Origin of the sequence: Massilia aurea, assembly GCF_040790145.1 — a bacterium.
In the GTDB taxonomy this organism is placed as follows: Bacteria; Pseudomonadota; Gammaproteobacteria; order Burkholderiales; family Burkholderiaceae_D; genus Telluria; species Telluria aurea_C.
Genome location: NZ_JBFMMP010000011.1, coordinates 58,485 through 69,444 on the forward strand (window position 1 = coordinate 58,485; position 10,960 = coordinate 69,444).

General features: G+C 64.3%; 11 protein-coding genes. 8 read left to right on the forward strand and 3 right to left on the reverse strand.

Annotated elements, in window-relative coordinates; translation table 11 throughout:
* Positions 1-25 precede the first annotated feature (25 nt).
* From flgG to AB2N08_RS15705, 8 genes are all read left to right on the forward strand, one after another.
* Positions 26-811: a flagellar basal-body rod protein FlgG gene (gene flgG, locus AB2N08_RS15670; protein WP_367611595.1), complete on the forward strand. Its 786-nt coding sequence runs from the start codon at positions 26-28 to the stop codon at positions 809-811.
* Positions 811-1,482, forward strand: coding sequence for a flagellar basal body L-ring protein FlgH (gene flgH / locus AB2N08_RS15675; protein WP_367611596.1), 672 nt, complete (start codon positions 811-813; stop codon positions 1,480-1,482). Before flgG ends, flgH begins: the two co-directional genes overlap by 1 nt.
* An 8-nt stretch (positions 1,483-1,490) precedes the next feature.
* Positions 1,491-2,600 (forward strand): flagellar basal body P-ring protein FlgI, encoded by a 1,110-nt coding sequence (locus AB2N08_RS15680; protein ID WP_367611597.1) that lies wholly within the window; start codon positions 1,491-1,493, stop codon positions 2,598-2,600.
* A complete protein-coding gene (locus tag AB2N08_RS15685) occupies positions 2,600-2,938 on the forward strand; it encodes a rod-binding protein (protein ID WP_367611598.1) in 339 nt (112 codons plus the stop codon). Before AB2N08_RS15680 ends, AB2N08_RS15685 begins: the two co-directional genes overlap by 1 nt.
* A 97-nt stretch (positions 2,939-3,035) precedes the next feature.
* Positions 3,036-4,409: a flagellar hook-associated protein FlgK gene (gene flgK / locus AB2N08_RS15690; protein WP_367611599.1), complete on the forward strand. Its 1,374-nt coding sequence runs from the start codon at positions 3,036-3,038 to the stop codon at positions 4,407-4,409.
* 10 nt (positions 4,410-4,419) lie between these two features.
* Positions 4,420-5,331, forward strand: a complete 912-nt coding sequence (gene flgL, locus AB2N08_RS15695; RefSeq protein WP_367611600.1) for a flagellar hook-associated protein FlgL — start codon at positions 4,420-4,422, stop codon at positions 5,329-5,331.
* Entirely contained in the window at positions 5,331-6,368 is a 1,038-nt protein-coding gene (locus AB2N08_RS15700) for a hypothetical protein (protein WP_367611601.1), read from the forward strand. The genes flgL and AB2N08_RS15700 overlap by 1 nt, the downstream gene beginning before the upstream one ends.
* Positions 6,369-6,459: 91 nt before the next feature.
* Positions 6,460-7,335: a hypothetical protein gene (locus AB2N08_RS15705; protein WP_367611602.1), complete on the forward strand. Its 876-nt coding sequence runs from the start codon at positions 6,460-6,462 to the stop codon at positions 7,333-7,335.
* Positions 7,336-7,427: 92 nt separating this feature from the next.
* Here AB2N08_RS15705 and typA read toward each other — a convergent pair whose 3' ends face one another.
* From typA to rbfA, 3 genes are all read right to left on the reverse strand, one after another.
* The gene (gene typA / locus AB2N08_RS15710) at positions 7,428-9,260 is read right to left on the reverse strand and encodes a translational GTPase TypA (RefSeq protein ID WP_367611603.1); all 1,833 of its coding nucleotides are present in this window, start codon (positions 9,258-9,260) and stop codon (positions 7,428-7,430) included.
* A 206-nt stretch (positions 9,261-9,466) separates the two neighbouring features.
* Positions 9,467-10,387, reverse strand: a complete 921-nt coding sequence (truB, locus tag AB2N08_RS15715; protein WP_367611604.1) for a tRNA pseudouridine(55) synthase TruB — start codon at positions 10,385-10,387, stop codon at positions 9,467-9,469.
* Positions 10,384-10,818 (reverse strand): 30S ribosome-binding factor RbfA, encoded by a 435-nt coding sequence (gene rbfA / locus AB2N08_RS15720; RefSeq protein ID WP_367611605.1) that lies wholly within the window; start codon positions 10,816-10,818, stop codon positions 10,384-10,386. Before rbfA ends, truB begins: the two co-directional genes overlap by 4 nt.
* Positions 10,819-10,960: the final 142 nt, after the last annotated feature.

Below are 10,960 nucleotides of genomic sequence, written 5' to 3' on the forward strand. Positions count from 1 at the left end.
GCCGGCACAACCTACAGGAGCAACCATGAACCCAGCAATGTGGATCAGCAAGACCGGCGTCCAGGCACAGGATGCCAAGCTGCAGGCGATCGCCAACAACCTGGCCAACGTCAACACCGTCGGCTTCAAACGCGACCGCGTCGTGTTCGAAGACCTGTTCTACCAGGTCGATGCGCAGCCGGGCGCCCAGAATGCCGACAACACCGTCACCAACGGCGTACAGCTTGGCAACGGCGTGCGCGTGGTCGGCACCCAGAAGGCCTTTACCAACGGCAGCCTGCAACAGACCAGCCAGCCGCTTGACGTGGCGATCTCGGGCGCCGGCTTCCTGCAGGTGCGCCGTCCGAACGGCGAACCGGCCTACACCCGCGCCGGCCAGTTGCAGGTCGACGCCAACGGCACGCTGACCAATGCCCAGGGCTTGCCGATCGTGCCGCAGATCACGATTCCGCAAAACGCGTCTGGCGTGACCATCGGCGAAAATGGCATGGTGTCGGTGACGATCGCGGGCCAGCCGGCGCCGCAGGAAGTCGGCCAGCTGAACCTGACCGCCTTCATCAATCCGACCGGCCTGCTGGCGCTGGGCGACAACCTGTTCCAGGAAACCGCCGCCAGCGGCGCAGCCAACGAAGGCAGTCCGGGCGATGCCGCGTTCGGCAAGCTCAAGCAAGGCTCGCTGGAAGGCTCGAACGTGCAGGTTGTCGAAGAAATGGTCGACATGATCGCGGCCCAGCGCACCTACGAGATGAACACCAAGGTGCTGTCGGCAGCCGACAATATGCTGCAAACCTTGGCGCAGGCGGCACGCTGATGCGCGTGCCTGCCAACCCGTTGGCCAACGCCTTCGCCGCCGCGCTGTGCGGGTTGGTCCTGGCCGGCTGCTCGTCGCCAATGCCGGTGTCGCTGGCCGACGACGACGCCGTACCGCTGCAGCGCGCCGCGCGCGGCGGCATCTCGGGCGGCGTGTTCACGGCCGACACCGTGTCGCTGACGTCCGACAGCCGCGCCTACCGCGTGGGCGACGCCGTTACCGTGATCCTGCAAGAAACCACCCAGGCCAGCAAGCGCGCCGGCACCAGCATCTCGAAAGGCTCGTCGATCGGGATCTCGCCGCTGGCGGCCCTGGGCAAGATCTACGACAAGGCCGCGATCGACATTTCGGCCGACCGCGATTTCGAGGGCGACGCCACCAGCACCCAGCAAAACGCGCTGTCGGGCGCCCTGACCGTGATCGTGCAGGAAGTGCTGCCCAACGGCCTGCTGCGCGTGGCCGGCGAAAAGAACCTGATGCTCAACCAGGGTGAAGAATTCGTGCGCCTGAAGGGTTTCGTGCGCGCCGCCGATATCGACGCCGACAACCGCATCTCGTCGCTGCGCGTGGCCAATGCCCGTATCGCCTATTCCGCCCGCGGCGCCTTGGCCGAGGCCAACACGCCGGGCTGGCTGACGCGCTTCTTCAACAGCCCCCTGATGCCGTTCTGAGGATGGATATGACTTCGCGCCGGATCGTTCCACTCTTGCTCGCCGCGCTGCTGATAGGCGCGGCCCTGCCCGCGCAAGCCGCGCAAGCGCTGCGCAACCTCGTCAGCGTCGAAGGCGTGCGCGAGAATCCGCTGGTCGGCTACGGCCTCGTGGTCGGCCTGAACGGCAGCGGCGACTCGACCCAGGTGAAATTCTCGAGCCAGTCGGTCGTCAACATGCTCAAGCAGTTCGGCGTGCGCCTGCCGGAAGGCGAAGACGCCAGGAACAAGAACGTGGCGGCCGTGATGGTCTCGGCCACCTTCCCGCCCGGCTACCGGCGCGGCCAGTCGATCGACGTGACGGTGTCGTCGCTGGGCGACTCGAAAAGCCTGCGCGGCGGCACGCTGCTGCTGACGCAGCTGCGCGCGGCCGATAACGAAGTCTATGCGCTGGCCCAGGGCAATGTGGTGGTCGGCGGCCTGAACGCCACCGGCCGCAGCGGCTCGTCGGTCACCGTGAATACCCCGACTGCCGGCCGCGTGCCCAACGGCGCCCAGATCGAGCGCGAGATCGCGACCGACTTCGCCACCCGCCCGCAAGTCACGCTGCGCCTGCGCCAGCCGCACTTCGAAACGGCGACCAATGTGGTCGATGCGATCAACAAGCGCTACGGGCCGGTGGCCACCACGCAGGATGGCACCAGCGTCGAAGTCATTGCCCCCAGCAATCCGACCGAGCGCGTCGCGTTCGTCGCGCGCCTGAGTGCGCTGACGGTGGAATCGGGCATCGACGTGCCGCGCGTCGTGTTCAATTCGCGCACCGGCACCGTCGTCATTGCCGACGGCTTGCGCGTCAAGGCGGCGGCGGTTACCCACGGCTCGCTCAAGGTGATCATTTCGGAAGGCTCGCGCGTCAGCCAGCCGGGCCCGTTCAGCCGCGGCCAGACGGCCGTAACGCCGGAATCGAAGCTGTCGGTCGACCAGGGATCGGCCCAGATGTTCCGCTGGCCGCCGGGCGCGCGCCTGCAGACGATCATCGACACCGTCAACAGCCTGGGCGCCTCGCCCGACGACATCATGGCGATCCTTCAGGCGCTCGACCAGGCCGGCGCGATCGAAGGCGAACTGGTGGTGATCTGATGCGCATCGACGAACTTCGCAGCCCTGCCCCGGCGCCGGACGCCGAGTCCCCGGTCGCCACCAACCCATCCGGACACGACCCCGCCTACGTCGCCAAAGCCACCCAGGCGGCGGTCGAGTTCGAGCGCTTCTTCATCGGCCACATGCTGCGCACGATGCGCGCCTCGACCCGCGAAATGGCGAGCGAGGACAGCGTCTTCAACAACCGCGTCAACCACGACATGCAGGACATGGCCGACGATCTGCTCGCCGGCAATATGGCTGGCCAGCGCGCCTTCGGCATTGCCGACGCCATCCTGCGCCAGCTGGTGCCGGGCGCCACGGGCGGCAAATCCTGATTCTCGCCGTCCGTACGGGCAATTTCCGCGCAAGCTTAACGAGCGGCAATAATTGGTCGCCCTATCAAGATAACCCTGTCTCGAGAAAAATCTCACCATGACGATCATCAATAATGCCCTGTCCGGCGCTCTCGCCGCCCAGATTGCGCTGTCGGCCAGCAGCCAGAACGTCGCCAATCTGCAAACCAAGGGCTATACCCGGCAATCGGCGCTGTTCACCTCCGTTGGCCCCGATGCCAGCGGGCGTTCGGCCGGCAATGGCGTCCAGGTGAGTTCGCTGCTGCGCTTTTCGGACAACTACAAGAGCCAGGCCATGTGGCGCGCCGCGTCCGAGCAAGGCATGTATGCCCAGTCGCAGCCCTACCTGACCCAGCTCGAAAGCGTCATGGGCGACGCGTCGGCCAGCCTGTCGGCCGGCATCGACGACTTTTTCAAGGCCATCAATGCCGTGGCCGGCGACCCGGGCTCGAGCCCGCTGCGTCAGCAAGTGCTTACCTCGGCCAGCCTGATGGGCGAGCGCTTCAATGGCCTGAACAACGTCTTCAACTCGCAGCTGACCTCGGTGCGCCAGCAGCGCAGCGCGCTGGTCGACTCGGCCAACAGCGACATCGCCACGATTGCCCGGCTAAACCAGCAGATCACGGAAACCCAGGCCGGCGGCGTGTCGGCCTCGAGCCTGATCGATGCGCGCGACAACGCGATCGACGCGCTGGCCGCGAAGGTGGCGCTGGAAGTGTCGACCAATGCCGACGGCACGCGCGACGTTTCGCTCAAGAGCGGCCAGGCGCTGGTGATCGGCAGCATGCACGGCACCCTCGAGGCCGCAGCCACCGCCGACGCCCCGCAGGCGTTTTCGATTACCTTCGCGAATGCCACCTTCACGCTCGACGCCACCAGGATGGGCGGCCAGCTCGGCGGCCTGAGCCTGTACGAAGCCAATACCCTGGTGCCGCTGCAAACAGACATCGACGCGCTGGCCAGCACCATCGCCGAACGCGTCAACGACCAGCTGGCGGATGGTTTCACGGCGCCGGGCGCGGCTGGCACGCCGCTGTTCGTCTACACCCCCGGCAGCGGGGCAGACATGCTCAAGATCGTCGACGGTTTCAAGGCCCAGGACCTGGCGTTTTCGAGCGACGGCCTGCCGGGCGACACCGGCAACCTGCAACTGCTGGCCGCGCTCAAGGGCCAGCCGGTCAACCTGCCAGGCATCGGTAACGTGCTGCTGAGCGACGCCGACACCCAGTTGCTGGGCAAGCTGGCGGTCGACAGCAAACTCAATAAAGCCGCCCTGAAGACGACCGACACCGTGCGCATCCAATCGGTCGACGACTGGCAGTCGACCAGCGGCGTGAACGAAGACGAGGAAGCGGTCAAGCTGGTGGAATTCCAGCGCATGTACCAGGCGAATATGCGTGTGATCTCGGTCGCCAACTCGCTGTTCGATTCGATGCTCGCGATGATGGGCTAAAGGAGCAATGATGCGTATCGCAACTTCCCAGTACCAATCGACGATGAACGCGTCGCTCCAGGTGAACCAGGAGCGGGTCAGCTACATCATGCAGCAAATCGCCAGCAACAAGCGCATTCTGCTGCCGTCGGACGACCCGGTCGACAGCGTGCGCCTGTCGCGCCTGGAACGCGAGGAATCGTCGGTCCAGCAATACCGCGACAATATCGGCTCGCTCCAGCTGCGCCTGTCCAAGTCGGAAGGCTACCTGAGCAATATGGTCGGCGAGATGATCGAGGGCCGCGACCTGCTGGTCTGGGCCTCGGACGGCAGCAACGCGCCGGCCGACCTGAAGGCGATGCTCGCGCCGCTGCAGGCGCTGCGCGACAGCCTGTTCTTCACGGCCAACACGGTCGACCAGGAAGGCAACCACCTGTTCTCGGGCACGCTGACCCGGACCGCGCCGATGGCCTTCGATCCGGACGCGCCGGCGGGCACGCGCTATACCTACGCCGGCAACAGCAATAGCCAGAACGTCACGGTGGGCAATGGCCTGACCCAGCCCGCCAACGAAGACCTGGCGGGCCTCGAATCGCTGCTGAACCAGCTCGACGAAAGCATCCGCGTACTGACGGTGCCCGGCGCAACCGCCAACGACCCGGAAGTGCGCACCGTTCTGGCCGCCAACCTGGACGGTTTCGATACGACGCAAGGCTTGATCTCGGGCAAGATCGCCACGCTGGGCGGACGCCAGAACGTCATCCAGACGCTGGACGACAACCACGCCAACATCAGCTTGTCGAACAAGATGGCCATGACCGACATCGGCCAGCTCGACGTCGGCGTCGCCGCCACGGAGCTGAGCGGGTATTCGGCGGCGCTGCAGGCGACCTACAAGGCCTACGCCAAGATCGGCAACCTGTCGCTGTTCGATGCGCTCTGATGACCATGGACGCACTGACCAGAGCAACCGGCACGCCGTCGGCCGGCGCGGGTAGCAACGCCGCCAGCGGCATCGTCAGCGCCAACACCGGCGCCGCCGGGGCGCTGGCCATCAAGCCGTCCGACACCGAAGCCGGCGCCAGCGCCCGCGCCGCCGGCACCCCGGCGGCACCCGCGCTGCGCCGCCGCACGAACCACAACGTCAATCTGCAAAGCGACGTGGCCCGGGCCCAGCAGGCGCTCGATTATCTGGCGCGCCTGGCCAGCCAGCTCGAAGCGCTCAAGACCGACTTGAGCGCGCGCCTGGCCGGCCGAGGCGCCGCCTCGCGCCAGCTCGAAGTGCGGGCGCGCCAGCTCGGCGAGACGCTGGACGCGCGCCGCAGCGAAGGCGGCGCCGGCCTCGATGCCGAGCTCGACTTCGACAGCGCCCGCAGCGCGCAGCAGCGTTTTCGCATCGACGGCCTCGACCTCGCCAGCCTGCAGGCGGGCGGGCGCCAGACCCTCGGCTTCTCGGTCGGCAGCGCCGGCGGCCCGCAACTGGCGGCCACGTTCGAACGCGGCATGACGGACGAAGAGATCGCGCGCCGCCTGGACCGCACGCTGGCCCCGGTCGGCATTCACGCCGGGCTCGATGCGGGGCGCGCGCTCGTATTTTCCACACCCGAGGCCAACTTCGACGGCATCAAAGACGCCATCGCCGTGACCGGCCGTGGCCGGGTCGACACGGTGCCGCTGCCGGCCTCGCTGGCGCCCCAGGAATGGCAGCTCGGCAATCCGGACGCCTTGCGCCAGGGCCTGCGCGACGTGGTGCAGGCCCTGACCCGCGTGCGCCGCTCGCAGGACACCGCCACGCTTGCCCTGGGCATTGCGATGGCGCGCACGGCGCAGCCCGAGCTGCCGAACGCCGAACTGGCGCAGCTGGCCGCGAATTTCTCGGGCACCGCCGCCAGCCACGATTACCAGTCGCTGCTGGCGATTACGTCGGCCCTCGCCGGCGTCAGCCGCGACCGCGTGCAGGCGTTGCTCGGCCTGCGCTGACGATTGACCGGCGGCCGGTCGGTGCCACTACTCGACTATTCATTGCCAAAAAGGTACGATTACGTACTTAAATTTGTTCTGCGTGGAAGCAATGACCATAAGCTCGAAACAAACATCGACCATCGCCGGATTGACGCGTGACTGGGACTTTCAGCCATCGCTGGTGATGCGGTGGGAGCGACGCAGGATGATTGAAACCTTCGTCCGCGCCGCGCACCGCAGACCCGCCTGGAAGAAGATCAAGGCAATCGTCCCCAAGCCTGCGTGGGTGGCTTACTTCATTTACGCGCCAGATGGCGTCCTGTCATCCGCGCACCGGTTTACGCTTGCTCGCCTGAAGGACACCGGTTTCCCGCTGCTGGTCGTTTGCGCCTGCCCGGATGCACAGCGCCTCCCGGCCGATCTCCCGGGTTATTGCGACGCCTTGCTATGGAAAGACTTGATAGGACACGATTTCTCGGCTTACACACTTGCCCTGCGCCAGATCTGCAAGTACTCCCCTGGGGCAAATGTCATCGTTCAGAATGATTCGGTCTTCGGACCGTTTACTGACTTGCGGACGATTTCTGAACATAGTCGTTGGGATCTGACAGGTTTTACCGCGTCGAGCCAGATGACGAATCATATTCAGTCATACGCGTTCTGTCTCAAGCACGTAGATCGGGTAAAAATGGCGCATCTATCGCCAATATTTTTCCCTGTATTTGCACTGAGCGATCCGCAGGCCGTGGTTTATCTTCAGGAAATCCGTATGGCGCGCGTTGCCGCTCGCAGCATGAAGGTAGGTGCACTCTGGTTCAGCGATGTTAAACAGGTTCTGGATTCCACACTGGTACGGCCAATGGAACTGCTCGATACAGGCTTTCCATATCTGAAACGCTCTCTCGTCACGAAGCACAAGTCGTATATGGAGCGCGACCGTGTGCTCGAACGACTCGAACGATTTGGCCATCCCCTGGACGTCTGACATCACTTTCGACAAGCTCGGGTTGTTCGAAATAAAAAAACCCCGCTGCAAGCAGCGGGGTTTTTTTCGTTCTCTGGAGAACCTGGAAGGAATTAACCTTCGCGGTTCGCCTTCTTGCGCTCGTGCTCTTTCAGGTAGCGCTTGCGCAGGCGGATGCTCTTCGGGGTGATCTCGACCAGTTCGTCGTCCTCGATGAATTCGACCGCGTATTCCAGCGACATCTGAATCGGCGGCACCAGGCGCACTGCTTCGTCGGTACCCGACGAACGCACGTTGGTCAGCTGCTTGCCCTTGATCGGGTTCACGACCAGGTCGTTGTCGCGCGAGTGGATGCCGATGATCATGCCTTCGTACACCGGGTCGTTGTGCGACACGAACATGCGGCCGCGGTCTTGCAGTTTCCAGATTGCGTAGGCAACGGCAGCGCCGTCATCCTGCGAGATCAGCACGCCGTTGCGACGGCCGGCCATTTCGCCCTTGCTGTTGTCGACGGCTGCGTATTCGTGGAACACGTGGCTCATCAGGCCGGTGCCGCGGGTCAGGGTCATGAATTCGCCCTGGAAGCCGATCAGGCCACGCGCCGGGATCAGGTACTCGAGACGCACGCGGCCCTTGCCATCCGATTCCATGTTCTGCAGGTCGCCACGACGACGGCCCAGTTCTTCCATCACGCCGCCCTGGTTGGCTTCTTCGACGTCGACCGACAGGCTCTCGAACGGCTCCTGGCGCACGCCATCGACCATCTTGAACACGACGCGAGGACGCGACACGGCCAGCTCGAAGCCTTCACGACGCATGTTTTCCAGCAGAATCGTCAGGTGCAGCTCGCCGCGGCCCGAGACTTCGAAGATCGTGTCGTCGTCGGTTGGGGCAACGCGCAGTGCGACGTTGGCTTTCAGTTCGCGGTCGAGGCGTTCGCGCAGCTGACGGCTGGTGACGAACTTGCCTTCGCGGCCGGCCAGTGGCGAATTGTTGACCATGAAGTTCATGGTCAGCGTTGGTTCGTCGACGGTCAGCATTTCAAGGGCGTCCGGGGTGTCCGGTGCGCACACGGTCGAACCGATGCCGATTTCTTCGATACCGTTGATCAGCACGATGTCGCCGGCGACGGCTTCATCGACCAGCACGCGCTCGAGGCCCTTGAAGTTCAGGACCTGGTTGATGCGGCCCTTGATCGGGGTCGAACCAGGACCGTTCAGGACGATGACGTCCTGGCCAGCCTTGATGCGGCCGCGCGAGATACGGCCAATGCCGATCTTGCCGACGTACGACGAGTAGTCGAGCGAGGTCACTTGCATCTGCAGCGGACCGTCAGGATTGTCGTCACGCACTGGCACGTGTTGCAGGATCGCTTCGAACAGTGGCTTCATGTCGCCTTCGCGCACATCTTCGGTCAGGCCGGCATAGCCGTTCAGGCCCGATGCGTAGACGACCGGGAAGTCCAGTTGTTCGTCGGTGGCGCCCAGCTTGTCGAACAGTTCGAAGGTCTGGTTGATGGCCCATTCGGCGCGCGCGCCTGGACGGTCGACCTTGTTGACGACGACAATTGGCTTCAAACCGAGTGCCAGTGCCTTGCGGGTCACGAAGCGGGTCTGTGGCATCGGGCCTTCTTGCGCATCGACCAGCAGCAGCACCGAGTCAACCATCGACAGCACGCGCTCGACTTCGCCGCCGAAGTCGGCGTGGCCTGGGGTGTCGACGATGTTGATGTGGGTACCTTCGTACTCGACAGCGCAGTTCTTCGACAGAATGGTGATGCCGCGTTCTTTTTCGAGGTCGTTCGAGTCCATCACGCGGGTTTCCACCTGCTGATTTTCACGGAACGTACCGGATTGACGCAGCAGCATGTCCACCAGGGTGGTTTTGCCGTGGTCAACGTGGGCGATGATTGCGATATTACGAATCGCGCGTTTGGTGTTTGACATGGTCTCTGAGAAGTTGCGTTGTACGGAAGTGTACGGTCTGCCGAGGATCTGCTGAGTTCTAGTGCCGATTTCGGAAACCGACTAGTATAGCAGGTAAAGTTCCGGTCGAACCGGGGTGGCCGTTAAAAGCCTGGTATTTCAAATGCTTGCCCCGCCATGGGGCGCTATCTTCAAGGGTAGCCGCCCAGCATGACAGGGGCGTGACATCAAGCCGCGGTCGAGATCAGGCGCTCTGGCGCCAGGATCGCATACTCCCCTAACAGGCCGGTGCCCAGCAACCCGTCGTCGAGATACACGCGCACCCTCCCCTGTGTCTCTGGAACGACGATCTCTTCCTTGCCGAGCGCCAGGCGCTGGCCCTGCAGGAAGCGGCGCGCCAGCTCAGGCGTCAGCGCGATCGACGGAAAACTCGACAGCAAGGCGTCGACCGGCTGCAGCAGCGACAAGGGGTCGGGGTGCGCCAGCAGATCGTCCAGCGTGATCATGCCGGCGATCGTCAGCGGCCCGACCTCGGTACGGCGCAGCGCGTTCAAGTGCGCGCCGCAACCGAGCGCGGCGCCGATGTCTTCGCCCAGCACGCGCACATACGTGCCCTTGCTGCACGTAACGGCGATTTTCAGGAATGGCGCGTCGTAGGCCACCAGCGACAGCGCATGGATCGTCACCGGCCGCGCTTCGCGCTCGAGCACGATGCCTTCGCGCGCGTATTCGTACAAGGCCTTGCCATCGCGCTTGAGCGCCGAATACATCGGCGGCACCTGCAGGATCGGGCCCCGATAGCGCGCCAGCGCCGCCTCGATCTGCTCGAGCGTCACGTCGACCGGCTTCGTCTCGACGGCGTCGCCTTCGGTGTCGCCGGTGGTCGTCGTGATGCCCAGGTGGACGGTCGCGAGATAAGTCTTGTCGGCTTCGAGCAAGTCCTGCGAAAACTTGGTCGCTTCGCCGAAGCACAGCGGCAGCAGGCCGGTGGCGAACGGGTCGAGCGTGCCGGTGTGACCGGCCTTCTTCGCGTTGAGCACGCGCTTGGCCTTGATCAGCGCGTCGTTGGACGAAAAGCCCACCGGCTTGTCGAGCAGCAGCACGCCATTGACGAGGTCGCGCGGCTTTTTGGCGGGACGACCGTTCACTCCTTGTCCGCCTCTTCGTTTGCATCCACGGCCGCCGGCGGATTCGATTCCGGATCGTCCTTCGAGCGCGTGGCGTTGGCCTGGTCGATCAGGGCCGACATCTGCAGGCCGCGCACGGTTGACGTGTCGTGCACGAAGTGCAGCGCCGGCAGCGTGTGGATATGCAGGCGCTTGCCCAGCATATTTCGCAGGTAGCCAGACGCCTTGTTCAGGCCTTCCTGCGTCTGGCGCACTTCTTCGGGACCATCCTTGAGCAGGGTGAAATACACCTTCGCGTGCGCGTAGTCGGGGGTCAGCTGCACTTCGCTGATCGTGACCATGCCGACACGGGGATCCTTCAGTTCGAAGGCGATGAGTTCCGACAGATCCTTCTGGATCTGGTCGGCCACGCGCAGGCCGCGCTTGGGAATGCTTTTGCTGTGTTTAGCCATGATATGTACCGCTCATTGTTCTTTTGTTTGCTTCCGTCGTTCCCGCGAAGGCGGGAACCCAAGTCTATCCGAGCAGCCACGACGTCAAACACGGTGGCAATGCCATCACACTTGGGTTCCCGCCTGCGCGGGAACGACGTGC

What these genes read in the sequence shown, in the direction of transcription:
- flgG (WP_367611595.1), top strand. Translation starts at nt 26, where the DNA reads ATGAACCCAGCAATGTGGATCAGCAAGACCGGCGTCCAGGCACAGGAT.
- flgH (WP_367611596.1), top strand. Translation starts at nt 811, where the DNA reads ATGCGCGTGCCTGCCAACCCGTTGGCCAACGCCTTCGCCGCCGCGCTG.
- AB2N08_RS15680 (WP_367611597.1), top strand. Translation starts at nt 1,491, where the DNA reads ATGACTTCGCGCCGGATCGTTCCACTCTTGCTCGCCGCGCTGCTGATA.
- AB2N08_RS15685 (WP_367611598.1), top strand. Translation starts at nt 2,600, where the DNA reads ATGCGCATCGACGAACTTCGCAGCCCTGCCCCGGCGCCGGACGCCGAG.
- flgK (WP_367611599.1), top strand. Translation starts at nt 3,036, where the DNA reads ATGACGATCATCAATAATGCCCTGTCCGGCGCTCTCGCCGCCCAGATT.
- flgL (WP_367611600.1), top strand. Translation starts at nt 4,420, where the DNA reads ATGCGTATCGCAACTTCCCAGTACCAATCGACGATGAACGCGTCGCTC.
- AB2N08_RS15700 (WP_367611601.1), top strand. Translation starts at nt 5,331, where the DNA reads ATGACCATGGACGCACTGACCAGAGCAACCGGCACGCCGTCGGCCGGC.
- AB2N08_RS15705 (WP_367611602.1), top strand. Translation starts at nt 6,460, where the DNA reads ATGACCATAAGCTCGAAACAAACATCGACCATCGCCGGATTGACGCGT.
- typA (WP_367611603.1), bottom strand. Translation starts at nt 9,260, where the DNA reads ATGTCAAACACCAAACGCGCGATTCGTAATATCGCAATCATCGCCCAC.
- rbfA (WP_367611605.1), bottom strand. Translation starts at nt 10,818, where the DNA reads ATGGCTAAACACAGCAAAAGCATTCCCAAGCGCGGCCTGCGCGTGGCC.